At 69.0% G+C, this 26167-nt stretch carries 20 protein-coding genes and 1 tRNA gene; 6 read left to right on the top strand and 15 right to left on the bottom strand.

Features of this window, described 5'->3' with window-relative positions; translation table 11 throughout:
- Window positions 1-37 precede the first annotated feature (37 nt).
- Entirely contained in the window at window positions 38-1750 is a 1713-nt protein-coding gene (locus ACODR1_RS22635; protein WP_488882452.1) for a DUF1800 domain-containing protein, read from the top strand.
- 3 nt (window positions 1751-1753) lie between these two features.
- Entirely contained in the window at window positions 1754-3112 is a 1359-nt protein-coding gene (locus ACODR1_RS22630) for a DUF1501 domain-containing protein (protein ID WP_488882451.1), read from the top strand.
- 115 nt (window positions 3113-3227) lie between these two features.
- On the opposite strand, the gene ACODR1_RS22625 is transcribed toward ACODR1_RS22630, so the two are convergent.
- From ACODR1_RS22625 to ACODR1_RS22615, 3 genes are all read right to left on the bottom strand, one after another.
- Window positions 3228-4232, bottom strand: coding sequence for an NAD-dependent epimerase/dehydratase family protein (locus ACODR1_RS22625; RefSeq protein ID WP_488882450.1), 1005 nt, complete (start codon window positions 4230-4232; stop codon window positions 3228-3230).
- Window positions 4233-4258: 26 nt separating this feature from the next.
- Window positions 4259-4846 (bottom strand): TetR/AcrR family transcriptional regulator, encoded by a 588-nt coding sequence (locus ACODR1_RS22620; RefSeq protein ID WP_488882449.1) that lies wholly within the window; start codon window positions 4844-4846, stop codon window positions 4259-4261.
- A 133-nt stretch (window positions 4847-4979) separates the two neighbouring features.
- A complete protein-coding gene (locus ACODR1_RS22615) occupies window positions 4980-7745 on the bottom strand; it encodes a TonB-dependent receptor (protein WP_488882448.1) in 2766 nt (921 codons plus the stop codon).
- A 244-nt stretch (window positions 7746-7989) separates the two neighbouring features.
- Between ACODR1_RS22615 and ACODR1_RS22610 the strand changes: the two genes are divergently transcribed.
- The 4 genes from ACODR1_RS22610 (at window position 7990) to ACODR1_RS22595 (ending at window position 12770) form a co-directional block, all read left to right on the top strand.
- A complete protein-coding gene (locus ACODR1_RS22610; RefSeq protein ID WP_488882447.1) occupies window positions 7990-9102 on the top strand; it encodes a phosphatidylinositol-specific phospholipase C1-like protein in 1113 nt (370 codons plus the stop codon).
- A gap of 83 nt (window positions 9103-9185) precedes the next feature.
- Window positions 9186-11453 (top strand): TonB-dependent receptor, encoded by a 2268-nt coding sequence (locus ACODR1_RS22605; protein ID WP_488882446.1) that lies wholly within the window; start codon window positions 9186-9188, stop codon window positions 11451-11453.
- The gene (locus ACODR1_RS22600; protein ID WP_488882445.1) at window positions 11450-12604 is read left to right on the top strand and encodes an MFS transporter; all 1155 of its coding nucleotides are present in this window, start codon (window positions 11450-11452) and stop codon (window positions 12602-12604) included. Before ACODR1_RS22605 ends, ACODR1_RS22600 begins: the two co-directional genes overlap by 4 nt.
- A 92-nt stretch (window positions 12605-12696) precedes the next feature.
- Window positions 12697-12770: transfer RNA gene (locus tag ACODR1_RS22595), tRNA-Cys, on the top strand.
- Between the two features lie 37 nt (window positions 12771-12807).
- Here ACODR1_RS22595 and ACODR1_RS22590 read toward each other — a convergent pair.
- The 12 genes from ACODR1_RS22590 to ACODR1_RS22535 form a co-directional block, all read right to left on the bottom strand.
- The gene (locus tag ACODR1_RS22590; protein ID WP_488882444.1) at window positions 12808-15204 is read right to left on the bottom strand and encodes a hypothetical protein; all 2397 of its coding nucleotides are present in this window, start codon (window positions 15202-15204) and stop codon (window positions 12808-12810) included.
- Window positions 15205-15308: 104 nt separating this feature from the next.
- Window positions 15309-16481: an acyltransferase family protein gene (locus tag ACODR1_RS22585; protein ID WP_488882443.1), complete on the bottom strand. Its 1173-nt coding sequence runs from the start codon at window positions 16479-16481 to the stop codon at window positions 15309-15311.
- Window positions 16478-17827, bottom strand: a complete 1350-nt coding sequence (locus tag ACODR1_RS22580) for an O-antigen ligase family protein (protein WP_488882442.1) — start codon at window positions 17825-17827, stop codon at window positions 16478-16480. The genes ACODR1_RS22585 and ACODR1_RS22580 overlap by 4 nt, the downstream gene beginning before the upstream one ends.
- A 33-nt stretch (window positions 17828-17860) precedes the next feature.
- Window positions 17861-18841 (bottom strand): glycosyltransferase family 2 protein, encoded by a 981-nt coding sequence (locus ACODR1_RS22575; protein WP_488882441.1) that lies wholly within the window; start codon window positions 18839-18841, stop codon window positions 17861-17863.
- Between the two features lie 2 nt (window positions 18842-18843).
- A complete protein-coding gene (locus ACODR1_RS22570) occupies window positions 18844-19770 on the bottom strand; it encodes a glycosyltransferase family 2 protein (RefSeq protein ID WP_488882440.1) in 927 nt (308 codons plus the stop codon).
- A 3-nt stretch (window positions 19771-19773) separates the two neighbouring features.
- Window positions 19774-21324: a lipopolysaccharide biosynthesis protein gene (locus tag ACODR1_RS22565; protein ID WP_488882439.1), complete on the bottom strand. Its 1551-nt coding sequence runs from the start codon at window positions 21322-21324 to the stop codon at window positions 19774-19776.
- Window positions 21321-22259, bottom strand: coding sequence for a glycosyltransferase family 2 protein (locus ACODR1_RS22560; RefSeq protein WP_488882438.1), 939 nt, complete (start codon window positions 22257-22259; stop codon window positions 21321-21323). Before ACODR1_RS22560 ends, ACODR1_RS22565 begins: the two co-directional genes overlap by 4 nt.
- 10 nt (window positions 22260-22269) lie before the next feature.
- Window positions 22270-23184, bottom strand: coding sequence for a polysaccharide pyruvyl transferase family protein (locus ACODR1_RS22555; RefSeq protein WP_488882437.1), 915 nt, complete (start codon window positions 23182-23184; stop codon window positions 22270-22272).
- Window positions 23181-23711, bottom strand: a complete 531-nt coding sequence (locus ACODR1_RS22550; protein ID WP_488882436.1) for an acyltransferase — start codon at window positions 23709-23711, stop codon at window positions 23181-23183. Before ACODR1_RS22550 ends, ACODR1_RS22555 begins: the two co-directional genes overlap by 4 nt.
- A complete protein-coding gene (locus ACODR1_RS22545; protein WP_488882435.1) occupies window positions 23708-24886 on the bottom strand; it encodes a glycosyltransferase in 1179 nt (392 codons plus the stop codon). The genes ACODR1_RS22550 and ACODR1_RS22545 overlap by 4 nt, the downstream gene beginning before the upstream one ends.
- Window positions 24883-25365 carry a glycosyltransferase gene (locus ACODR1_RS22540; RefSeq protein ID WP_165799419.1) on the bottom strand — a complete coding sequence of 161 codons (483 nt, stop codon included), beginning with the start codon at window positions 25363-25365 and terminating at the stop codon, window positions 24883-24885. Before ACODR1_RS22540 ends, ACODR1_RS22545 begins: the two co-directional genes overlap by 4 nt.
- Window positions 25362-25832 (bottom strand): glucuronosyltransferase, encoded by a 471-nt coding sequence (locus ACODR1_RS22535; RefSeq protein ID WP_488882434.1) that lies wholly within the window; start codon window positions 25830-25832, stop codon window positions 25362-25364. The genes ACODR1_RS22540 and ACODR1_RS22535 overlap by 4 nt, the downstream gene beginning before the upstream one ends.
- Between the last annotated feature and the right edge of the window lie 335 nt (window positions 25833-26167).

The raw sequence follows: 26167 nt of genomic DNA, 5'->3' as shown, positions 1-26167 counted from the left end.
CGCCCGCACCGCGGGCGTGATCGGGGACCTATTGTTCATGCGTGCCAGACTTCTAGCTTCGGGGACCGGGATCGGCCTGGCCCTTCTTCTGACGGCCTGCGGCGGCGGTGGAGGCGGCGGCGGGGGATCCTCCGCGCCCCAGGGCGGGGGCGGCACGACGCCGACCGCCCCGCCCCCGCCGGCGGTGATCTCCGCGGCCGAGGCCTCGCGCCTGGCCAAGCAGGCGAGCTTTGGCCCGACGCCCGAACTGATCGACCAGATCGTCGCCGCCAAGAGCGCGTCGGCCTGGATCGACCAGCAGCTGGCGCTGAGCTCGAGCACCTATGCCGACATCGCCGGCAAGCCCGTGCCGACCAACTTCTGCTCGGCCCAGAACCTGACCGGCACGGATCTCAGCAACTGCAACCGCGACAACTTCGGCGCCCTGCCGATGGCCATGCGGTTCTACTCCAACGCCATGGGCAAGGACGACCAGCTGCGCCAGCGCACGGCCTTCGCCCTGTCGCAGATCGTGGTGGCCTCGGACCTGGAGGTGCACACCACCGCGGGCCTGGCGACCTTCAACCAGGTCCTGCTGGGCAACGCCTTCGGCAACTACAAGGACATCCTGCGCGAGGTGACCCTGAACCCTTTCATGGGCAACTTCCTCGACATGGTCGACAGCAACAAGTCGGCCCCCAACGAGAACTACGCCCGCGAGCTGATGCAGCTGTTCTCGGTCGGCACGGTGATGCTGAACATGGACGGCACGCCCAAGACCGGCGCCGACGGAGCGGTGATCGCCACCTACTCCAACGCCGAGGTCAAGGAAGTGGCCCGGGCGCTGACCGGATGGACCTACGCCCGCCTCGATGGCGCGGCGATCAGCGACTACGTCAAGGTCGACTACACCAGGCCGATGATCGTCAACGCCGCCCGGTTCGACACCGGCGCCAAGACCTTCCTGAACGTGACCATCCCGGCCGGCGCCACCCAGCAGCAGAACGTCGACACGGTGGTCGACACCGTCTTCAACCACCCCAACACCCCGCCCTTCATCTCCAAGCGGCTGATCCAGCAGCTGACCCTGGCCAATCCCTCGCCGGCCTATGTGGGCCGGGTCGCTGCCGTGTTCGCCGACAACGGCGGGGGCGTGCGCGGCGACATGAAGGCGGTGATCAAGGCGATCCTCACCGACAGCGAGGCGCGCGGCTCGGCCGCCACGCCGGGCAAGGTCAAGGAGCCGGTGCTGTTCCTGACGGGCCTGGCGCGCGGCATGGGCCTGAAGTCCGACGGCTATGCCTTCTACTATCGCGACAACGGTCTGGGGCAGATGCCCTTCCGCGCCCCGTCGGTGTTCAACTTCTACCCTTACGACTTCCCGCTGCCGCTGGGCTCGGGCGAGATGAGCCCGGCCAGCAAGCTGATGACCACCTCGACCATGGTCGCCCGCCACAACCTGGCCTGGGACTGGACTATGGGCGGCGAGGCCACCCGCACCGAGTTCAAGTCGCAGCCGACCATCCCCGGCTCGGTTCCGGTCGAACTGCCCTGGGCCCAGTGGGAGGCCCTGGCCGCCGACGAGGCCAAGATGCTCGAGCGCATCGATCTGGTCTTCCTCAACGGGACCATGACCTCGGCCCAGCGCAGCGCGCTGTCGTCGGCCATGGCCGCCGTCAAGAACACCGACCCCGCCATCCAGGCGCGCAAGCGGGCGCAGGTCGCCCTCTACATCGTCGCCTCCTCGCCCCACTTCCAGGTCGATCGCTGAGCCATGACCCTTTCTCGCCGTGACTTCGGCCGGCTGCTCGCCGGCGCCTCCGCCACCGCCGCCATCGCCCAGATCGGGGTTTCGGCCGCCATCGCCGACACCTCCAGCTATCGGGCCATGGTCGGCGTCTTCCTGTTCGGCGGCAACGACGCCTGGAACATGGTGATCCCCAACGACGAGCGTTACGCCGACTACGCGGCCAAGCGCTCGGCCATCGCTGTCAAGCAGGACGCCCTTATGCCGCTGACCGGCACGGCGTTCGGCCTGCACCCGGCCATGGCCCCGCTGAAGAGCGCCTGGGACGAGGGCGCGCTCAGCGTCGTGCTCAACACCGGCACGCTGTTCCAGCCGCTGACCAAGACCATCTACCAGAGCCGCCCGGACCTGCGCCCGCTGAACCTGATGTCCCACGAGGACCAGCAGAACGAGTGGCAGGGCATGCGCATGCGCGAAAAGAACCTCGACGGGTTCATGGGCCGCATCCTCGACCGCGCGGAAGCCGCCGAGATCCCGCCCCTGGTCTCGATCGCCGGCTCGCAGCTGGCCCTGCTGGGCAGCCGCAAGTCGCCGCTGATCCTGCCCTCCAGCGGCGGCGTCTCGCGCGCCGGCTACAACGCCGCCAGCACCGACGCGGCGGTGATCGCCCGCCAGCAGGCGTTGAACACCTTCTCGGACGCCTCGGCCTTCGGCGCGGTGACCGACTTCACCGGCCGCGGCATGTCGTCGGCCTACGCCCAGGCGGCGACGGCCAACGCCATCATCACCTCGACGACCTCGGTGGTGGACCAGCACTTCAAGAACCCAACCACCGGCGCGACCCTGACCAGCGAGATCTCGCGCCAGCTCCTGCGGGCGGCGCGGATGATCGAGGCCCGCAACACCTTGGGCCACGCCAAGCAGACCTTCTTCGTCAGCCAGGGCGGCTACGACACCCACAACGGCCAGGCCGCCTCGCACAACAGCCTGTACGCCGACCTCGCCATGGCCCTGGCCGCCTTCTACAACGCCATGAAGGCGCTGGGCGTGGCCAACAACGTCACCGCCTTCACGATGTCGGACTTCGGCCGGGTCTACAAACCCAACGCCAACGCCGGCACCGACCACGCCTGGGGCTCCAACCACCTGGTGCTGGGGGCCGCCCTGGCCAAGGGCAAGGTCCACGGCCGCTATCCCGACACCACCTACGGCGGGGCCGAGGACGCCTACAACGACGGCCGCTGGATCCCCAGCATCGCCGTCGAGGAATATGTCGGCGCCATCGCCCAGTGGTACGGCGTCTCGCCCGCCGACATGCCCTACGTCTTCCCCAACTGGGCGACCTGGAACGGCGGCGGACGCGGGCCCGTGCCGTTGTTCGGGTAGGAGAGGAAAGACCCCCCTCCGGCCCTCCGGGCCACCTCCCCCAGAGGGGGAGGATCTATTGGCCGCCGAGATGCTCCCCCTCTGGGGGAGCTGTCGCGGAGCGACTGAGGGGGTCTTACCCCGCCAACTCCGCCAGCCCCAGCTCGCGCGACACCACGGGCGCATAGCCCAGCACCGCGCGGGCCTTGGCGATGCTGACCGTCACCTCGACGGCGGAAGTCGCGTAGACCTGCCGGCTCAGCGGCCCCTTGATCCGGCCGCCGCTGATCGCGGCCAGGGCGTCGCCGACGCCGGCGATGGTCTTCAGCAGGCCGCGCGGCACGGTCTTGTCCGGCGCCGCCAGGCCCTGCGTAGCCAACAGGCGCGTGGCGAAGGCGCGAAATTCCACCGGCTCGCCGTCGGTGATGAAATAGGCCTCGCCGCCGACGCCTTTCTCCAGAGCCCGAACCACGCCCTCGCACAGGTTGGCCACGTGTGTGGTCGAGGTGCGGTAGCGGCCGCCGTCGATCCAGGCGAAGCCGCCCGAGCGCACGGCGTCGACCAGCTGCGGCAGGGCCGTGGTGTCGTCGCGTCCCCAGACGAAGCGGGGCCGCACGGCCATGACCTCGAAGCCCGGCTCGCTCATCGCCAGCGCCAGGCGCTCGGCCTGCGCCTTGCTCTTCGAATAGGCCCCGGCCGGACGGCGCGGATAGGCATGGTCCTCGGTCGCCCCGACCAGCGGCGCGCCGTCCAGCAGCACCGACTCCGTGCTGATCAACACCGTGCGCGACACGCCCGCCGCCCTGGCGGCGGCCAGCACCGCGCGGGTCCCTTCGACATTGATCCGCGCGAGGCGCGCCTCGACGCCGGCGCCGTGGTCGGTGTCGGCGGCGGCGTGGACCAGGGCGTCGCAGCCGGCCATGGCCTGCGCCAGACGCGGATCGAAGAGGTCGCCGTCGAAGGGCTCGGCGCCCAGGTCTCGGACGGTCTCGACGGCGGCCGCGCTGCGGGCCAGCGCCACGACCTGCACGCCGTCGGCGACCAGGCGGCGGATCAGGTTGCGGCCGACATAGCCGCTGCCCCCGGTGAGGAACAGGCGCGCGGGTGCGCGCCCGCCGGCGGCGGGTTCGTTGAAGCTCATGGTCTCAAGTCCTTGGGTGGGGGTCTTCAGGTCGTCTTCGGCGACGGCAGGGGCGCCTCGCCGTCGGGCTTTGCGGTCACCAGCCAGTTGATCTCGCGCAGAATCCGCGCGCGCTCCTCGACCGGCCAGGCGTGGTAGTCCAGCGCCTCGAGCAGCTTCAGCCCCTCCAGCGCCAGATAGGCCAGCTGCGCGCCGCGCGGGCTGGCCGCGTCGGCGGTCAGGGCGGCGATGACCGTCTTCTGGTTCTCCTGGATGCGGCCGCGCAGGCCGGCGTCCTGGGCCAGGGCCGCGCACAGGTTCAGGGCCACCGCGCGGAAGTCGTCGGGCAGAGGCGTCGCCGCCGCCAGGATCCGCCCGCGGATCACCGCGTCGCCCTGCCCGTCCAGGCTCCGCGTCATGGCGGTGTTGAAGGCGTTGTCGCGCGCCACCGCCCGCTCGACCACGGCGTCGATCAGCGCCGCCTTGGTCTTGAAGTCGTACAGCACCGTGGCCTTGCCGATGCCGGCCTGCTCGGCCACCGCGTCCAGCGTCAGGCGCGCGGCCCCGTCGCGGGCGACCACCGCCTCGGCGGCGTCGAGCACCGCGTCACGATCGACGATGCGTTTACGGCCCATGGCCAACTCCATTTATAACCGACCAGTCGGATATAAATGAGATCGCGTCGCCGGGTCAACCACAGCCCCCCGAAAACGACGACGCCCCGGAGCCTTTCGGCCCGGGGCGCGCCATCACGCGGGGAGTTGCGCCTTAGAACTGGATGTTGGCGCCGAAGAAGACCGTGCGGCCGCTCTTGGTGTGGTTCCACAGGCGGTGGGCGCCCGGCAGGGTGACGTCGACCTTGTTGACCGCGTCGTAGATGTAGAAGCTGTTGTATTGGGCTTCACGCTCGTCGGTCAGGTTGACGCCGTCCAGGGTCAGGCGGATGCGCGGCGAGACCTGGTAGAAGGCCGAGGCGTCGACATAGGTGGTGGCCTCGAAGCCGCCGCTGTCGATCGTGTAGTCCGAGCGATAGTTCGACGACACCCGCCCGCCCCACTTGGCGGTCTCGTAGTAGAGCGTGACGTTGGCGTTGACGTCCGACAGGCCGTACATCTGGCCCTTCACGTCCTTGCCGCTGAACCTGTTGGTCGTCTCGGAGTCGATCAGCGTCAGGTTGGCGACCATGCCCAGGTTCTTCAGCGCCCCGGGCAGGAAGAAGAAGTCGCTCTGGGCGCTCAGCTCCAGGCCGGTCAGGGTGGCGCCGGCGTTGTTGATCGAGCGGGTCCAGATCACCGGGGTCGAGCCGGTGACGCCGGCCACCAGGCCTTCGGCCAGGCCCGTGTCGGAATAGACCGCCGCATTCGTGGTGCTGGAGACCAGGTTGTCGATCTTCTTGTGGAAGACGCCGGCGGTCAGCATGCCGACGCTGCCGAAGTACCACTCGGCGGCCAGGTCGAACTCGTCGGAGGTGTAGGGCTCCAGGCCCGGATTGCCGCTCGACACCGTGACCGTCGTGCCGTCGACGCTGATCGAGCCGTTCATGGCGTAGGAGGCCAGGGACGGACGGTTGATGTTCTGGGCCGCGGCGGCGCGGATCTGGAACTGGTCGCTCACCTCGAGCACCGCGTTGAAGGCCGGCAGCACGCCCGAATAGGTCTTCTTGACGGTGGTGGCGGTGTTGACGCCGCGCACGGCCATCACGCCCGCCGAGGTCAGCTCGGTGTCGTAGGCCCGGGCGCCGATGTTGCCGCGCAGGCGCATGCCGGCCAGCTCGGTCTTCCAGTCCAGCTGCAGGTAGCCGGCGGTGGTGTCTTCCTGCACCTCGTAGATCGACTTGGGCGCGCCGAGCGTGCGGGTGATGTTGTATTTGGCCAGCGCCTTGTCCCAGTCGACGATCAGCCAGGCCTGGTCGTCGTGCTCGCGGAAGATCTTGTAGTAGTCGTTGACGCGGTCATCGAGCGTGCCCTTTTCCCATGGCGTCTTGTTCACGTCGTCGTTGGTCTGGGTGTAGCCCGAGTTCTTGAAGCCGCGGAACGACACGCCGCCCTTCAGGGTCAGGGCGTCGTCGAAGGCGTAGGAGCCGTTGAACTCGGCGTTCTTCAGCTTGGTCGTCTGGTAGGTGGCGGAGAAGTCGATCTCGTGGGCGCGGTAGTTGTTGGGATCGGTGGTGTCCCAGCCGTAGATGTTCTTGCCGGTCTTGCCGCGATAGTCGGTGATCAGGTCGCCGAACGCCTCGGTGTAGAACTTGTCGGAGATCGGGATGTCATAGTCCGAGATCTCCTGGCCGATGTGGCCGTCGAACTTCAGCTTGTCGGAAACCTCCCACTCGCCGGTCAGCACCAGCTGCTTGAAGGTGTTCTCGGTCTCCTGGCGACGGGTCTCGGTGGCGAACACCGTGTTGGCGACGTCGGCGTAGATGATGGTGTTGAACTTGTCGTACTGGATCGAGCGCAGCACCGGGGCCGGGGCCGTGACGCCAGAGTGCGGCGTGGCCGCACCCAGGATGGTCGAGCCGACGCTGGCGCGGGTGGCCAGGTGGTTCTCGCTGCGGTCGTTGGAGAACTTGCCGTACAGGCCGTCGAGCGTGAGGGTCAGGTTCTCGACCGGGCGCCATTGCACGGCGGTGGTGACGCCCAGGCGCTCGTTGTCAGCGCCCCACACCGACAGGCGGTTGCCGCGCTGGAAGATCAGTTCGCCGTTCAGGGCCTTGGCGCGGTCGGCCGGGCTGAGGTTGACGACGTTGGCGGCCACGGCCTTCTGAACGCCAGCGCCGTAGGTGTTGTAGCCCTGCTCCTCGACCTGGCGCTTGGAATAGGCCACCGAGACCAGGACGCCGAACTTGTCGTCCCAGTTCTGGCTGATCATGCCGGCCACGCGCGGCTGGAAGTCCTTGGTGGCGCTGTTGGTGCCGCCTTGCAGCGACAGGGCGGCCTTGCGGCCCGAATATTCGAACGGCTTGGCGGTGTAGAGACCGACGGTGCCGGCCATGCCGCCCTCATCCTGCTCGGCCGAGAACGACTTGCGCACGTCGATCTTCGAGAACAGCTCCGAGGCGAAGATGTTGAAGTCGAAGGCGCGGTCGCGCGAGGTCTGGCCGCGGCTGTCCATCGGCGAGTCGACGTTGCCCAGCACTTCCATGCCGTTCAGCTGCACGCGGGTGAAGTCGGGGCCCAGGCCGCGCAGGGAGACGCGGCGGCCTTCGCCGGCTTCGCGGTTGATGGCCACGCCCGGCAGGCGCTGCAGCGACTCGGCGAGGTTGAGGTCGGGGAACTTGGCCATGTCCTCGGCGACGATGACGTCGGCGACGATGCTGCTGTCGCGCTTCATCTCGCGGGCCACGCCCAGCGACTTGCGGAAGCCCTGGACGACGATGGCCTCGACCTCGGCCGTGTCGGGGGCATCGTCAGGGTTGGCGGCGGTGGCGATCGGCGCGTCGGCCGACAGGTCGGCGGCCTGGGCCTGGGCGGCGAGCATGGCGAAGGCCAGGACGGCCGACGCGGCGCTGAGCGACAGCGCTTTCTTCGTGGTGGACATGTGACCCCCTGCAACTGGATCGCCGGGAGCCTCCAAGAGCGGGCCGCCGGCGCGATGGCGGGGCGGTTAGGGCGAAATTGTGACGACGCGTTGCGAGTTCGATAACGCCCGCATGAAGCCCCACATCACCGCCCCGACTTTCCCCGCATTTGTTGCGATCCCGCCGCAGGACGGTCACTGGCGCCTGACGCCGAACCGTCACGCGCCGTCGCTAGAGAGGCCGCTTTCCCAAGATGGAGTGCGCGTGATGCTGGGTCTGGCGGCGGCGATGGCGATGGCGGCGAGGGCGGAAGCGCCCCTGCGGATGAACGACCTTCTGGCCGTCGGCACCCACAATTCCTACAAGCAGGCGATCCCGGCCGACGAGCTGGCCGCCTTGGTCGCCGCGCGCGGCCGGCCGGTCCTGGGCCTCGACTACGCCCACCGCCTGCTCGCCGAACAGCTCGACGCCGGCGCCCGCCAGCTAGAGATCGACGTCGTCGCCGATCCGCGAGGCGGCCGTTACGCCAAGCCGCTGACCGCGCTCGGCGGCGGGACCGTGCTGGCGCCGGCGACGTTGCGGGCCCTGGCCAGGCCGGGCTTCAAGACCCTGCACATGCCCGACGTCGACTTCCGCACCTCGTGCGTGACCTTCGTCGAGTGCCTGTCGCAGATCCGCACCTGGTCGGATCAGCATCGCGACCACGCCCCGATCCTGATCATGCTCAACGCCAAGGAAGGCCAGGCCAGCCTGCCGGGCGGCGTCACGCCCCTGCCCTTCGACGAGCCCGCCTTCGACGCGCTGGACGCCGAGATCCGCAGCGTCTTCGGCCCCGACCGCCTGATTACCCCCGACCTGGTCCAGGGCAAGCAGCCGACCCTGCGCGAGGCGGTGCTGGCCGGCGGCTGGCCGACGCTGGAGGCCGCGCGCGGCAAGGTGTTCTTCGCTCTCGACGAGGGCCCTGCGAAGGTGGCCATCTATCGCGGCGAGCGCGCCTCGCTGGAAGGCCGGGCGATGTTCGTCAACACCGACGAGGCCTCGCCGGCCGCCGCCTACCTGACGCTCAACGACCCGATCGCCCAGAAGGACCGCATCGCCGCGGCCGTGAAGGCCGGCTTCATCGTGCGCACCCGCGCCGACGCCGATACCTGGGCCGCCCGCGACGGCGACGTCACCCAGCGCGACGCCGCGCTTTCCAGCGGCGCCCAGTACGTCTCGACCGACTACATGTGGGCCGACCCGCGCCTGCCGGGGAACTACACCGTGCGCCTGCCCGGCGGTGTCGCGGCCGCCTGCAATCCCGTGCGTGCGCCCAAGGCCTGCCACGGCGCGATCGAGATGACCGCCGGCGCCCCGTCCAGGGCAATCCCGAAATAGGCAAACACAAGTCGCCGAACGCCGCTTGCCAAAACGATAGTTATAGCTAGCATCCTCCTCGTACGGACATGCGGGGGGTTGTAGTGCGCAAGCTGCAAGTGTTCGCCGGGGTCGCCGCCGTCGCCATGATGGCGTCGGCGACCTCATCCTGGGCTCAGACGGCCGACCAGGCCGCGCCCGTCGCGTTGGACGAGATCGTCGTCACCGCCCAGAGACGGGCGGAGAACCTGCAGGAGGTGCCCGTCTCGGTCACCGCCATGACGGGCGCGCAGCTGCAGAACCAGCGGGTCGGCGACGTGCTGGCGCTGTCGGGCCTGGCGCCGGGGCTGCAGATCAAGACCGACGACAACGCCGCCAACCCGCGCATGTTCATCCGCGGCATAGGCGTCAACGACTTCAACCCCGGCACGGCCAGCGCCGTCGGCGTCTATGTGGACGGGGTCTATGTCGCCTCGCCGCTGGCCCAGCTGGCCGGCTTCTACGACCTGGAGCAGGTGGAAGTGCTGCGCGGCCCGCAGGGCACGCTCTACGGCCGCAACACCACGGGCGGGGCGATCAACGTCGTCACCAGGAAGCCGACGAGCACGCCGGGCGGCGACATCGCCGTCGAGTACGGCCGCTTCAACGCCGTCAACGCCCAGGGCGGCTTCGGCGGACCGATCGCCGGCGACGTCCTGTCGTTCCGCATCAGCGGCCTCTACGACAAGAACGACGGCTATACGACCAACCGGCTGACGGGGAACAAGGGCAACGACGCCAACCGCTGGGCCACGCGATTGGCTCTGCGCTACAAGCCCGACGACAAGCTGACCGCCGACCTGTCGCTGAGCCTGAACCAGTCGCGCGGCGGCTCGATCTGGACCTACAACCGCTCGCTGGTGGCCCAGACGCCCGAGGCGGCCGGCGATTTCGATCCCAGCCTGGGCTACGCCGTCTGCAAGCCGGCCTTCTACACCTCGGGCCAGTGCACGAACGTGCTGGGCTACGCCAACACCAGTTCGAACCTCTACGAGGGCGACTACCGCTTCGAGGGCAAGGACATCGTCAAGCTGTTCGGGGCGACGGCCAGCGTCTCGTACGACCTGGGCGACATGACGCTGTATTCGATCACCGGCTACCAGCGCGCCGCCCGCGACGACTGGGAGGACACCGACGCCAACCCGCTGCAGGTGATCAGCGCCCGCTACATCGCCCTGCAGGAGACGGCCAGCCAGGAGTTCCGCCTGCAGTCGAACGGCACGGGCCCCACCCGCTGGGTGACCGGGCTCTACTGGGCCAAGGACGACCTTTCCAACGACAGCCGCTACGACGTGCTGGGAGACCTGCGCAGCCCCACGCCCGACAATCCGACCGGCATGGACCCGGCCGCCAGCATCGGCGTGTTCGGCTGGCCGCTGACCCAGAAGACCCGCAGCTGGGCGGTCTTCGGCCAGCTCGACCACGACCTGACCTCACGCCTGACCTTCACGGCCGGCCTGCGCTACTCGGTCGACGACAAGAGCTTTCACTATGTCAGCGACGTCGACTACGGCCTGCTGACCCTGTTCACCTACGACGGCGACAAGACCTTCAAGTCGCTGTCGGGGAGGCTTGGCCTGCGCTACGCCCTGACCGACGACGCCAACCTCTATGCGACCTACAATCGCGGCTACAAGAGCGGCGGCTTCTTCACCGGCCAGACCACTGCGCCGGAAGACCTGGGCCCCTATGACGACGAGACCGTCGACGCCTTCGAGGTGGGGGCCAAGAGCGAGTTCCTCGACCGCCGCCTGCGCCTGAACGCGGCCGCCTTCTATTACGACTACCAGGACCTGCAGGTTTACACCGTCATCCAGCGCGGGGCCCTGTCGGTGCAATACTTCACCAACGCTTCGGCCGCGCGCGTCTATGGCGCCGAAGCCGAGATCGAGGCGCGGCCCGTGCGCGGCCTGTCCCTGACCCTGGGCGCGGCCCTGCTGAACGCCGAGTACCAGGACTTCGTCTCGGTCGGGCAGGACTATTCGGGCAACCGCCTGCCTTCGGCCCCCAAGGCCAGCGTCAACGGCGTGGTCCGCTACGAGCACCCGCTACCGGTCGGCGACTTCGCCGGCCAGCTGGACTTCACCTATCGCTCCAAGGTGTTCTTCGACACCGCCAACACCGAGCGGCTCAGCGACAAGGGCCGCGCCTACGTCAACGGCCAGCTGGGCTGGAAGCTCGACGGCGGCCGCTACGAGTTGGGCGTCTGGGGCAAGAACCTGTTCGACGAGACCAACATCCTCGACATCACCGCTGTCGAGGGACTGGGCTTCGATGTCTTCAGCATGGGCCCGCCGCGCACCTACGGTCTCTATCTGCGGGCCCGCTATTGAGCCCCCAGGACGGGTCGTGGATCGGGCCGCCCCCCAGCCTCTCCGAGCGGCTGGCGGTGCTGTGGATCGGGATCGTCGGGGTGCTGTTTCCCGGCGTCGGCCCACTGCTGCTGGGCGGGCTGGAGGCGGCCGGCCGGCTGACGGCGACGCAGATCGGCCTGGCCGGCATGGCCGAGCTGGCGGCGATGGGGATCGGTGCGGCCGTGCTGGGCCCCGCCTTCGGCGCCAGGCGGCTGCGGCTGGCGGCGGTGGCCTGCGGCTGCTTCCTGGCGGGATTGAACCTCGCCTCGACCTTCGCCCATGACGGGCTGCTGGTGCTGGCCCGGGCGGCGGCGGGCCTGCCGGCCGGGGCGCTGATCTGGATCGTCACCGGCATGATCGTCCGCTCGCCCCGGCCCGATCGCTGGTCGGGGATCTATCTCACCGTCCAGACCCTGGCCCAGCTGGTCGTGGTGTCGGCCCTGACCGTCTTCGTCATCGGCCACTTCGGGCCCAACGGTGGCTTCGTGGCGCTGGCGGCGCTGGCGGCCTCGGCCGCCCTGGCCGGCGCGCTGATCCCCCGCGCCTGGGCCGCCCTGCCCCAGGCCGAGGACGGTCCCAAGGGCCTGCCCAGCCCGCGAGGTTGGGTCGCCCTGCTGGCGGTGTTCTGCTTCCAGGCCTTCATCCTGGCGCTGTGGATCTATGCCGAGCCGCTGTCGCGCCAGGCCGGGCATCCGGCGACCACGGCGGGCCTGGCCTTCTCGATCTCGCTGGCGGCCCAGGTCGCGGGCGGATCGGCGGCCACCGCCCTGGCAGGAAGGATGTCGTGGTTCGTGTCGCTGACAGTGGGGGTGATCGCGGCCGCCGCCTGCCTCGTGGTGTTCGCGGTCCTGCCGCCTGCGCCGGCCTTCCTGGCCGCCTCGGGCCTGTTCGGCTTCGCGTGGCTGTTCGCCTCGCCGTTCCTGACGCCCCTGGCCATCGAGGCCGATCCCAGCCGGCGCGCCGCCCTGCTCGGCCCTGGGGCCAGCCTTCTGGGCTGCGCGGCCGGCCCGCTGCTGGCCGCCCTGATCGTCGGCGAGCACGACGTGCGCCCGGCCGTCTGGCTGGCCGGAGGCCTCGCGATCGCCACCCTGGCCTTGATTTGCGGTCTTCACCTGACCCGCCACAGGTAAAGCGTGGGGATAAGCCAGTTTGGCCATTGCGAGCCCGCCCGACCTCTGATAGCCAGACCCCCTCTTCGCCGACGCAAGCGTGTCGACCCGGTGGCCCGGTGGCGGAGTGGTTACGCGCCGGACTGCAAATCCGTTTACCCCGGTTCGATTCCGGGCCGGGCCTCCACCCTCTCTTCTCTTGAATTCGAACAGACCCTCGCAGCCTAGTTCTGCGGCAGGGTCAGGCTTTCGGCCTGGCTGTCGGCAGGGATCGCCGTGGTGCGGTTGTCGACATTGACGGCGCAGTCGGCGAAGGCGATGCCCGACAGGTCGCCGCTGGTCGGGCGGTCGATCCAAAGGCCGGTCTGGCAGTTCTGCACGGTGACGCGCCGCACGGTGATGTCGGCTCGATCGGGACCGGAATCCACCCCGCCGCCGATGCCGCTGATCGAGACCCCGCGATTGCAGTCGCTGATCACCAGGTCCTCGTAGACATGCTGGCGTACGCTCGTGGACTCGCCCACGCCGACGCCCCAGCTGTAGGCGTTGAGGCGCGAACCGCTGACCTTGCCCCGGCGCACGACCATGTTGTCGCCGTTCAGCCCGATGCCGAAGTTCAGGCCATAGGCGACGAAGTCCTCGATCACCGTGCCCGCATTGCCGGTGACCACGACGCAGCCCTTGCCGCTGCTGGCGCCGCGCATGTCGTACTGGTCGCCGCTGAGCCGCACCTGGGCGCCCTGGTTGTCGCTGAGCTGGAAGTTGTCGGCCTCGGCGCCGTTGGCCGGGTCGTAGCGATTGCCCTCCGAGATCACCCAGCCGCCCTTGGTGGTCTGCAGGAAGACGTCGTCGCCGATCACGTCGTGCACGTGGCAGGCGCCGATGTAGAAGTTCCTGAAATTGCGGCTGGTCACCCCGCCGCGATTGGTCTCGGCCTGACCCGACGCGATGGGCCCGATCTCGCAGTCCCACAGCATGTGACTGTTGAAGCCGTAGTTGTTGAAGCCCTTGAGCTTCCAGTCGCGCAGCTGCAGCCCCTCGATCCGGAAGCCGGACTTGTTGTTCTCGTCGCAGCCGTAGTCCTGGCCGACGCCGACGATCGGCCGCGCACCTTCGCCATAGGCCCCGACCGTGCACCAGTCGGACGGCGGCGACAGGATCTCGGGCCACGATCCACCGCGCTTCAGCAGCAGGTGGACGCCGGACGGCAGAGCGGTCGCGGCGGCCGCCGCCTTGGCCAGCGTGGCCCAGGCGGTGGCGGGGGTCAGGCCGTCGGCGGTGTCGCTGCCCTTGGGGTCGACATGGCGGACGATGTCGTGGGCCATGGCGTCGGCCGGCGGTGCGCTGGCCAGCTTCAGTTCGCGCGGATCCACCAAGCCCCGGATATCGAGGCTGCGGAACCAGCCGGCCAGCGGCTCGGCCCCGTCGGGACGCGCGCCCAGGGTCAGCCGCGAGAGCTTGGCGGGAAAGATGTTGAAGGCGTCGTGGGCGTTGGCGCCGCCGACCGACAGCACCCTGCCCTGCGGCCGCACCTGCAAGACCACGCGCGCGCCGCCCGGGCCGTGGATGCGGGGAATGCGCGGCGCGACGGTCGCATCGTGCGCCGAGCCCGCGCCGGTCAGGGTCAGGGCGTTGTCGGCCGAGCGGGTGACGGCGACCTCCTCGTCGCCGCCCGAGACGGTGATCCAGCGGCGGGCCAGGTCGCCGGCGCGGCGGATGTGGGTGTCGGCGACGATCGTGAAAGGCTGGCCAAACAGGCCGGCGTTGTCGATCACCAGTTCGTCGGCGGCGCGGCCCACCGAGGCGCCGGCCACGACGATGGGACTGGTGACCAGGGCGCTGGGCTCCAGCTGGTGCAGGATCCAGCGGATGCGGGCCTTGGCGTGGATGGCCATGGTCAGGCCCTGGCTGGCGCTGGTCGGCGTCAGGCCGGCGCGCTCGACGCGGGCCCAGTAGGCCTGGCTGTAGGCGGGGCCGGCCGCGCCGCCGGTCAGGCGCAGGTCGCCGCTGCCCGCCACGCAGCGGGTCCAGGCCGAAAGCGTGTGCTTGACCCCGACCCCGGCCATGCCGGCGGCGGTGACGGCCGCCGAGGCCGATCCGGAATTGTAGGCCTCCAGCACCATGCCGTTCATGACGCCCTGGTCCAGCAGGTCGCGGAACAGGTAGTCGCCCGTGGCCGGGTCCTGGGCGGCGTAGAGCTCGTCGCGGGCGTCGACGACCTTGAGGCTGACCGTGGCGCCCGCCGACCAGCCCTGGCTGGTGGTCGGGGCGGCGTTGAAGCTGGCGCACAGATTGCGCGAGGCCGGTTCGATCAGCAGCCCGGCCTGCGCGTGCTGGCGCAGCTGGCCGTCGGCGAAGGGCAGCAGCCGCCCCGTGGGCGCCAGGGCCAGGCCGCCGGCGGCGCGGATGACGATGCCCGGCATGGCGGTCAGCGGGCCGGCGTCCTGGCCGTTCTGGAACAGGCGGGCGGCGCGGAAGTCGAGCCGGTAGCCGTCGGCCGGCGCAGGCTCGTCGGCACGGGGCGCTGCGCCCGCCCTGCCGGGCAAGGCGGCGAGCCCAGGAAGCCCCAAGGCGGCCACGCCAACCTTAAGTATTTCGCGACGCTCGAACCCGGATTTCATGGCAACGCTCTGGCTTACTGTTACTCACCCAGCAAACCCAGAATGCACCAAAGAGCACATCGTGCCCAATACCTAATTTCGCTTCAAATATAGGCGCCAGTTGCTTACGCACGAACCTCGGACACACGGCCAAGGCGAGCCCGCTCGTAGCTACCAATCCTTTTGGCGAGAAACTCGGCGATCGGACGCTCGACGACGTGGTACATCGCGATGCCGACCAGGGTCGCCAGGACGACGATCGCCGCCACCGCCGCTGTGCTGGCGTAGCTCGTGCCGACCGTCGCGCTGACCATGCGGCCGACGCGCGCGCCGACGATGCCGACGATCAGGATGTGGACGAGATAGATCGAATAGGAGGCGTCGCCGACCAGTCCGAAGACCTTGGGCGTCCGCACGACCTTGCCGTCGGCTTCCAGCGACACCGCCGCGAACACGATCACCGCGCTGGGCAGCCCCCAGCACAGCACCCGCCAGGCCTCGGCGTGCACGAAAAGCGGCGCGACGAACAGGGCCGCGGTGGCGACGGCGATGGCTGGCCAGGGCAGCGGCATCCGCGCCCCGCGCTTGATCGCCAGGGCGACCAGGCAGCCGAACAGGAACTCGATGGCGATCGGATTGGCCAGGAAGCTGATGATCGCCGCCTTGCCCGGCAACAGGCTGCACGCAGTGATCGCCAGCAGGATGAACGCCGCCAGCGGCGCGAAGAACGCCTTGCGCGCCACCACCACCGCGACCGCGAACAGCAGGTAGAAATAGAGCTCGTACGACAGGGTCCAGCCGACGCCGAGGATCGGCTGCACGCCGCCGGCCTCGTTGAAGGCCGGGATCAGCAGCAGCGAGGTCGCGATCCGCAGGGGCTGGAGGTCGAAGCTCGACGCCCCCTCGGTCAGGTGGTTCATCACCTTCAGGCCGATCAGCACCAGCGAGACGATGATGTAGATCGGATAGATCCGCGCGGCGCGCTTGAGCAGGAAGCCCAGGATCGGCTTGTCCGAGGCCATGTAGGCCCCCGACACATAGACCATGATGAAGCCGCTGATGACGAAGAACAGGTCCACGCCGAAGGCCAGGGCGTCGTAGAAGGCCGGCGCGCCGATCAGGGCCGGCGGGACGATGCCCGCGCTGGCCTTGACGGTGAAGGTCCGGATCGTGTGGTGGGCGACCACGGCGATGGCGGCCACGCCCCGCAGAGCCTGGACCAGGGCCAGGTTCTTGGGCAGGGGCGCGGAGCTCCCCGACGCCGCCTCCCCCATCCCGAGGCCGGACAGCAGCCTCATGCCGGGCCACGCGAGGCGAAGGTCGGGCGGCGCAGGGGCCGACGGGCCGGCGTTGCCTCGAACGAAGCGGGCAGCGAGATGACGATCAGCGGCCACAGCACGATCGGCGCCAGCAGCATGCCCGCATCGAGGCCCGAAGCCACCAGCACCAGCAGGATGATGATTACCTCCAGCCGCTGCTGCTTCTGGACCGGGACGCTGGCCGGCGATGGCGCGATCTTGGCGAACAGGCGCACCAGGATCAGGAACAGCAGCGCCGCCGCGCCGGGCACGCCGATGTTCAGGCAGAGCTCCAGATAGGTGCTGTGGGTCGAGCTGACGTTCCACGAGGCGCGCACGAACTGGTCGAACACCTCGGGCTGGCGGAACACCGCAAAGCCGTAGCCGAACAGCGGCCGATCATAGACCAGCGGCAGCAGCTGGTCCCAGATGTTCGAGCGCCCCGACAGGGTGGCGTCCTTGCCGAACGCCTCGGCGATGGTGGCGATGACGATGTTGTAGGAGACCACGATCAGGGTCGCCATGACCACCGTGGTCCCCAGGATCAGGCCTACCCGCGCCGGCTTGCTCTTCAGAGCCCGGGTCGCGTTGAGGCCGACGATGACGGTCATGCCGACGCCGATCATCATCAGGGCGGTGGACGAGCGCGCCAGCACCACCAGGCCCAGCGCGCAGGCGGTGGCCACGGTCTTGACCACGCCGTGGAAGGTCGGGCCGTAGCGGTGCTGCGGGTTCAGGAAGATGATGAAGAACCCGAGGGAGAAGAAATGGCCCATCAGGTTCTTGTGGTAGAACATCCCCTTGACCATGCCCTGGTAGGCCCCGCCCATGATGGCGAACTGGGGGAAGACGACGGTGTAGGCCACGTTGGCGATCGCCGACACCACCATGAACTTATAGACCGTGTTCCAGGTGTCCGCCGCCCCGTAGCGCAGCCGGTACATCAGGGCCGCGATGGTGATCAGCGACACCGCGATCAGGCCGCGCGTCGAGGCGCCCATGTTGATCGACCAGAACACCGACGCCACGCAGGCGGTGAAGATGATCACCACCGAGATCGGGGTCTTCTGGATCATCTGCTTGACCCGCCCGGCCTCGAGCACGGCGTAGAGCAGGATCAGCGGGATCAGGCTGTAGAGCAGCGCCTTCATGACGAAGACGTTGTCGCCGCTGCCGCCCTCGTCGAAGCGCGACGGATAGCCGTAAGACATGCCCGAGGCGCGCCACAGGCACAGGATCAGGATGGCGGTCAGCAGCGTCTTCAGCTGGCTTTCGCGGCGCACCGCGCCGCTGACCTTGGCCTGGGCGGCGCGCCGATGCGAGGGACTGTCGTTCACGAGGGTCATGGGTAGATCACTGGGCCAAGCCGCGCGCGGGCGCTAGGCTTCGACCTTTCCGTATTCCTGATAGCTGTGGCCGAGGATGCCGCTGACGACGCCGGCGCCGCGCACCCCGTGGATGATCGCCCGCATGCCGAGGCTGGGCGAGATCAGCAGGGCCGGCGACATCACGGCCCCCAGCGCCATCCGCGCCGCACCGTAGACCAGGCGATAGGCCCGGCGGGCCGGCGTGCCGTGCAGCTGGTCGGCGACCGCGAAGGTGTTGCCCAGGCGGTACTGGCGCTGGATGACCCACTTCCAGGTCATCCGGTTGGCCGGCACCACGTCGTAGACCAGGGCCGCGTCGCTCCAGTGGATCTTCGCGCCCTTGCGGACCGCCTGGTTGAAGAACAGGTAGTCGGTGCCGCCGGTGTGGCGCATCCGCTCCTCGAAGCGCAGCCCCATCTGGCGAAACAGCGGCAGGTCGAACATCACGTTGTTCGAGGCCGCATAGCCGATCCGGGCGCCGTCCTCGTTCTTCTTCCGCTCGAAAACGCGGCTCTTGATGAAGTAGGCCGGCGGGTTCTCGGGATAGACCGGCTCCACCGGGCCATAGACGCAGTCGGCGCCGGTGCGCGCCTGCACCTCGAGCAAGGCGTCCAGCCAGCCGGGCACCACCCATTCGTCGTCGTCGACGAAGCAGAAGTACCGCGTGTCGGCCGGCGCCTCGTCCATGGCGCGGTTGCGTCCGAACGGGATGCCGGGCTCGGGCTCGATGGCGTAGATCAGCTGGAAGGCGCTGGAGGCCATGAACGGCTCGACGGCCGCCCGGCCGCTCCCCTTGGGATCGTTGTCGACCACCACCACCGACAGTCGGTACGGCCGCTCGGCGTTCATGGTCAGGCCGCCCAGCGACTCCAGCAGCTTGGCGATGCCGTCGGGGCGCTTGAAGGTCAGCACGCCGACCGTGACGTGGACGACGTCGGCAGCCTGGGCCGGGGCGGCCTGGGCGGGGTCGAGCGTGGCTGTGGTGATGGTCATGGTCAGCCCGCCTTCACCGGCTTGCGCGGTGCCAGCGAGGCGCGCGCCCTTTTCATCGTCACCCGCCACCACAGGTCCAGCGCCGCCAGGCGCGGGTTGGACGCGGCGTTGGTGGCCACCGCCAGCTGCTCGCGCAGGGCCTTGCCCGAAAGCTCGCCCTGGGCGAAGCCGCCGGCCGCCAGGCTGGCGCCCAGGCTCTTGAGGCCCGGATAGCGGCGGGCCAGTTCCAGGCCGGTGGCGATCATGATCCGCGAGCGCAGCGGGCTGGCCTGCACGGCGCCGGTGTAGCGGTTGGACGCGTGGATGCGCTGGAAGGTCAGCGGCGTGTCGACCAGCACGCCTGCGCCCAGATAGCTGGCGGCGAACTTCAGGTAGTTGTCGCTGAGCACCACGTCCTGGGCCACCGGCATGGGCAGGATCTGCGACAGCAGCCCACGCCGGAAGGTCAGGCCCGAGGTCGGCACCGGAATGCTCGGAAAGCGCCCCCGGCCCAGGCCCTGGCGATAGTCCACCGGCTTGGTCACCAGCTCGCCGGGCGCGCCGGCCGCCTCGTCGGTAGTCACCCGGTCGAAGCACCAGTCGACGCCCTCGCCGGCATAGATCTCGGCCAGGCGCGACAGCTTGCCCGGCAGGAAGGCGTCGTCGGCGTCGAGCAGGCAGAGGATCTCGCCGGTGGCGGCGGCGAAGCCGGCGTTGAAGGACGAGGCCTGGCCGCCGTTCTCCTTCAGCACCGCCACCAGCCGGTCGCCATAGCCGGCGATGATCTCGCGCGAATTGTCCTTGGAGCCGTCGTCGACGACGATCAGCTCGAAGTCCGGGTAGTCCTGCGACAGCACGCTGTCGATGCAGGCCGGCAGATAGGCCGCGTAGTTGTAGTTGTTGACGAGAACCGAGATCTTGGGAACCGGGGAGAGCGGAGACTTGGCCATGGCTTATGCATTCCGCAGGCGGGCGAAGCGCCCAGTGGTTTTCGACAGCAGTCGCGCGATCTCGGCCTCGATGCTGTTGCCCGGGCGTCCGGCCATCAGCCAGACCGCCGCGTGGGTGACCACATAGGCCGCCCCGCCGGCGATCGAGATCGCCACGGTGGCGTAGAGGGCGTCGGCGTGATGCTCCACGCTGGGGAACAGCGAGCCCGCCGCCAGGGCCGCGGCGATCATCACCACCGTGCTGACCAGCGAGCGCCAGGTAACCTTCACCTGCTCCAGCGGCGTCAGGCCGGTCAGCTTGTGCACCAGCATCAGGTTCAGCACCGACAGCAGCAGGCCGCCCGACAGGATGCGCGCGACCAGCAGACCGGTGAGACCCCAGAAATAGAGGCCGGCCAGCACCACGGGCACACGCACGGCCGTCTGCCACAGGCTGCGCTGGAAGAGGTCCTTGGTCGCGCCCTGGGCGTAGGCCACCGCGTTGACCGCGCCGAACACCACCTGCACGCCCAGCACCGGCGCGATCAGCTGGATGACGACGGCGGCCAGATGCCACTTGGGCCCCAGGGCCAGGGCCACCAGCGGCTCGGCCACCAGCGCCAGGCCCACGCCCAGCGGCAGGCCCACCGCGAACAGCGACGACTGGCTGCGCTGGAACGCGGCCCGCAGGCGGTCGCGGTCGGCGGCGATGTGCACGAAGCTGGGGAAGAACACCCGCTCCAGCGGCTGGATGGCCTGCTGGGTCAGCATGGTGGCGATGTTGTTGCCGACGTTGTACGCGCCGAAGGTGGCCGTGCCGAGCACGCCGGCGATCACCAGGTTGTCGAAGCGGTTGCCGATGACGGTGATGAACTGGTTCAGCGTCACCCAGATCGAGAAGCCTAGGATCAGCTTGGTCGAGGCCAGCGAGAAGCGCGGCCGGTAAGGCGCGTAGAGATAGCTGGCCACCAGCGGCACGAGGCCCGCGGCGATCACCCCGGCGACGATCCCCCAGTAGCTGTGGGTGGTCCAGGCCACCGCCACGGCGGCGACCAGTTGCAGTACGGCCGCCAGGCTCTCGATGGCGATCACCACCGAGAACTTCAGGTGCTTGGCCAGGGTGATGTAGTAGGGGCTCATCAGGCCGGCCATCAGCGGCCGCACGCTGATCGCGGCCATGATCGCGAACAGGCGCGGGTCGTTGTAGATCCTGACCATCACCGCGCCGGCGCCGATCATGATCGCCATCAGCAGCAGGCCGCGCAGCACGCCCAGGGTGAAGGCGGTGTCGTAGTCGGCGCGGTCGGCGTCCTGCTTGTGGATCAGGGCGTTGCCCAGCGACAGGTCGGTGATCGCCTGCAGCATCAGCAGCACGGTCGTGGCCAGCGCCACCAGGCCGAAGTCCTGCGGCAGCAGGATGCGCGCCAGCACCACCGTCATCAAAAGATTGGCCAGGCGCGTGAACACCACCCCGCCCATCACCCACACCGAGGCCTTCACGGCCTTGGAGCCGATGCCGCTGGCGCCGCCAGCCGGCGCTTGCGCCGATCCCGAGGTGTCGATCGGATCGCTCATGCGCGGGCCGCCGGCATGTAGTGGCGGATGCCCTGGATCAGGCCGCGCATGTAGTAGAGCTTCCAGATCGCCCAGAACCGCAGGCGCGACTTGGGCAGCGGATACAGCATCAGGCTGCGCGCGCCCCAGCTGGCGGTCTCCAGCCATGTCCTGACCGGCACGCCGCCCAGGCGCGGGCCGCCGGGGATCTTCTCGGGCTGCAGGGCCGGGATGCCGAAGCCCAGACGCTCGGCCCGCTTCTGCACCCAGTCGGCCGACATGTTCGAGGCCGGCACGAAGTGGCGCACCTGCGCTTCGGCGCAGTGGTAGGCCTTGTGGCCCCTCCCCGCCAGCCGCATGACGATCTCTGAATCCTCGCCCATGGCGTAGAGCTTGGCGGGCAATGGCCCGATGTCCTCGCGATAGCGCTCCTCGCCCAGGGCGCTGGCGCGGATCGTGGTGTTGGGGCCCCAGATCTTCGACGGATCGCAAGGCCCCGTCGGCAGGTCGTCGACGATGGCGAAGGTCGAACCCAGCGGCAGCCAGGTGTAGAGCGGATCATCGCCCGGCGGGCGCTCCCAGTTGGGAACGATGCGGCCGCCGATCACCGACACTTCCGGGTGGGCGCTCGCGCATTCGACGATCGACGACAGCCAGTGCGGCGCGGCCTCGACGTCGTCGTCGGTGAACACCAGCAGCGCGCCCTGGGCGCGGGCGATCGCCTCGTTCAGGGCGCTCGACTTGCCGGGCGTGACGTGCCGGAACGGCTTGATCGGCAGGCGGTCGGCATAGGACTGCAGGAGCTCGAACGTGGCGTCGCTGCTGTTGTTGTCGACGGCGATGATCTCCCACCCGTCCTTGGGCAAGTCCTGGCGCACGAACGAGTCCAGCGTGTTCGGCAGCCGCTTCTCGCCGTTGTAGGACGACAGGATGACGGTGGCGGAAAGGCTGCTCATCGGCCGGGCCTCACTGCTCGACGGGCTGGACGTCGCGAACCGCCGCCGGCGCGAAGTCGGCCTTCAGTTGCTCGACCTGGGCCAGCATGGCGGCGTGCGCGGCCTCGATGGCGGCGTCGGTGCTCAGCTGGCCCGGCTTGGCGGCCACGGCTTGCAGGGTCGCCCCGGCCGAGCCGAAGGCCATGTCGCCGGTCAGCTGGCGGATGCGGCGGTGGCGGAAGGTGATCGCCTTGCGCCAGGTCGTGTCCTTGAGCAGGGCGGCCAGGGCCTCCACCGGATTGGATGGACCCAGGGTGTCGAAGTCGATCGAGACGTCCAGGGCGCTGGCCCAGTCGTACCACTTGGCGCGGTTGGCCGGATCCAGCGGCACGATGGCCCGCCACGGCACGCGCAGGGCGTCAGAGATGATCACGCCATGCATGGCCTCGGAGATCACCTTTTCGGAGGCGCTGATCTCCTGCAGCACCTTTTCCACCGACCAGCGCGGGTCGATGAAGTGAATGCCGGCCTTGGCGCAGACCTTCTCCCAGGCGCCGTACATGGCGCTTTCGTAGTGGGGGATGAACGAGACGGCGTGGCGCTTCTCGACCTTGCCAGCGTCCCACAGGCTGCGGATCAGGATGCCGCTGTCGCCGATGCCCAAGGCTTCGTCGACGCCCAGCTCCTGCGCGGTCTTCTTGCCGCGCACGAAATAGACCGTCCACTTGTCGTCCAGCGTCGGCGCCTTGGTGTAGCCGCCCCAGCCCGAGCCGAAGACGATCTTGCGGATCGCCGGATCGAAGTTGTCGTAGAGGATCGAGCCGATGCCCAGGAACAGGTCGCTTTCGTCCTCGTCGAAGAAGTCCGGCAGGATCTGCGGCCACAGCCAGTGGTTCAGCTCGTCGCCGAAGTTCTCGTGCTTGCCGCGGTAGAAGAACATCTTCATTCGGCGGCTCCCAGGGCCAGGGCGGCGACGTTGGCCGCCTCGATTTCGTCCTCGCGGGCCATGCGGCCGTAGCGCGAGATGATCTTGATGTCGGAGCGGATGATCTTGGCCGGGTTGCCGGCGACCAGCGAGCGCGGCGGGATGTCCTTGGTGACGACCGCGCCCGAGCCGATCACGCACTCGTCGCCGATGGTCACGCCCGGCAGGATGATGCTGCGCGCGCCGATGAAGCAGCGGCGGCCGATATAGGTGTTGAGATACAGGCCGCGCGTCAGGTCGTGGGTCAGGATCGCCGCGTCGAAGGCCACGTAGGTCTCTTCGCCCACATGCACGCCCTTGGGGTTGGTGCGGTCGAACTTGGCGCTCAGCGAGAACGAGGCGGTCGGATGGATGTGCATCCCCCAGACCTTGTTGTAGTAGGCCCGCCGGACATTGATGATCGTGTCCCGGACCGGCCGGAACACGTTCAGGCTCCACTTGGGCTTCACGCCCTTGGGCTTGGTCTGCGGTTGGATCTGGGACGTCATCGGCGCGCCTCCCCGTGCTTATGGGCGTCGAGGACGCTGTCGTAATAGTCTTCCAGCAGCGCGGTCTGGCGGCGGATGTCGAAGCGCTCGGCCACCATCCTGGGCGCGCGTTCGCTGAACGCGTTCCACAGCGGCTGGTCGTTCAGCAGGCGGCCGATGTGGTCGGCCATGGCGGCCACGTCGCGCTCTGCCGCGAGAAAGCCGGTCGCCCCCTCCTCCACCGCCTCGCCCACCCCGCCCGAGCGGAAGGCGACGACCGGCGCGCCCATGGCCTGGGCCTCCAGGTTGGCGATGCCGAAGGCCTCGGCGTGGCCGTTGGCCAGGGTCACCGCGCCGTGCAGATAGAGTTCTGCTTCCGACAGCAGGTCGCGGATCTGGGCCTGGGTCTGCTTCTCGCGGATCTCGACCTTGGGCAGCGAACGGCGGGCCAGGGCCTCGATCTCGTCGCGCAGCGGACCCTCGCCGATCATGATGAACTCGACGGGCGTGCCGGCCTTGGCCACGCGCTCCAGCGCCTCGATCATCAGCCTGTGGCCCTTGTATTCCACGAAGCGGGCGACCGAGACGACCAGGCCCTTGCGGCGCGGCCGGGTCGGGGCCGAGAACAGGCTGGTGTCGACGCCGATGTAGTGGCGGAAGATCCGCGATTGCGGAAAACCCAGGGCCAGCAGGCGGTCCTGTATGAAGTCCGACACGGCGATCTGCCAGCCGCCGCCCCTGGCCATCTGCTCGCGGCCCTTGGCGAAGAACCGCACCTGGTTGAAGCCGTCGACGTCCTGCGCCTTGCCGGCGAAGGTGGCGTCGAAGCCGTGGAAGGTGGTGACCAGAGGCTTGCCCGCGGCGCGCGCCGCCAGGGGCTCGATCACGTAGCCGTTCTTGCCGAAGTGGGCGTGCACCAGGTCGGCCTGGCGAACGGCCGGAAACAGCGCCGGCGCCGGCAGGCGCACGGTCTTGAGCGCGAACTCGCCCGCCCGCATGGCCGGCGAGGCGCGGATATCGTGCACCGGAAAGCCGATCAGGTCGCGATCCAGGCTGGCCATGGTGCTGCCGGCCAGGATCGCCGGCCGGTAGCGCGCCAGGGCCCGCGCCTGCTGGGCCACGAAGGCCTGCGACGGCGGCAGGTAGCGCTCCACGTAGTAGAGCACCTTCTGGCGGTCGTCGGGGGCGATCGTCACGCGCCGCCGCCGATGAAGGCGCCGATGGCGTCGGTCAGTTGCCGGCGCTTGACCGCCGCGCCGGGATCCTCCGAGCCCGAGACCAGTCCCTTGTCGAGCAGCAGCGCGCGCAGCTCGCCCTCGTCGGTGGCGACATAGATGCCGGCCTGGGTCTTCAGCTGGGCGCAGGTGGCCAGCTGGTGGTCGTTGCGGTGTTCGTTGTGCGCAGCCAGGCGCGGGAAGAGGATGATCGGCTTGTTGTATTTGCGGGCCGTCAGGATCGAGCCGATGCCCGCGTGCGAGACCAGCACCCGCGCCGAGGTGATCTTGGTCTCGAAGTCGCGCGGCGGCAGGTTTTCCTGGAAGGTGAAGTTGCGCGGCGACAGCGTGCTCTTGCCGATCTGGCCGAACACTTCCTCGCCGGTGTCGGGCGCAACGCGGTCGACGATGTCGACCAGGCGGTCGAAGGGCAGCTGGGTGCCGACGGTCAGCAGGATCACAGGACGCTCCCGTAGTATTTCGGCCCCTTGGCGCTGGCCAGCTGGCTCCACTGGGTGATCCAGAGGTTGGCGACGTAGCCGGCCATCTTGCCGCTCATCGACAGCCGCTCGGAGTTGGCGATGCTGTCCACCCAGACGCCCCGGGCGCCGAAGACGCGGCCGATGACGATGGCCAGCAGACCCGGCGCGGCGCCGGTCGAGATAATCACATCGGGCCGTTCGGTCCGGATGATCGAAAGCAGATCCCTCATGCAGCGAAGATTTGCCCCGATATTGTCCCGGTTACAGTCCGGTACGACATAGGCTTTCTCGACGCCCGACTTCTCAGCCAAACCGGGCAAAGTCGTGACGAACACCGGATCGGCGCCTTTGAAGGCGTCACGGATCATCATCATCTGCTCCCAGTGGCCGCCACTGGAGCAGACCGCCAGAACCTTGGGCTTTTTGACGCTACGCTGTGCGGTCATGACTTCAGATCCATTGTGCAGTTCGCGACGCCGCATTCAGTTCGAGGCATTCAGTCTAGGCTGGCAGTCCACGCAGGCGGCCCAGGCGCGCGCGATCGGCGGCGTTCACCGCCATCGCCGCACTCCGGATGCGTTTCCCCCTGGGATTTTTTCTGGATCGCCGGCCCGGCCCCGCCGCCCGAGGGGCGGCGGAGACGCGGACCTTCCCGCCTAGTTCGGGACGACGTCCATCTGGCGCTCGTCTGCCTTGAGACCCGCGCCTTCGCCGCCCTCGGCCGCAGCCCCGCGCCCCACCGAGGCGTAGGTAAAGCCGTGGCGGACCATTTCGTGGGGCT

Source organism: Caulobacter sp. FG7 (genome assembly GCF_057808875.1).
Note: the sequence above shows the minus strand (reverse complement) of the source record. Positions and strands in the feature narration are given on the sequence as shown.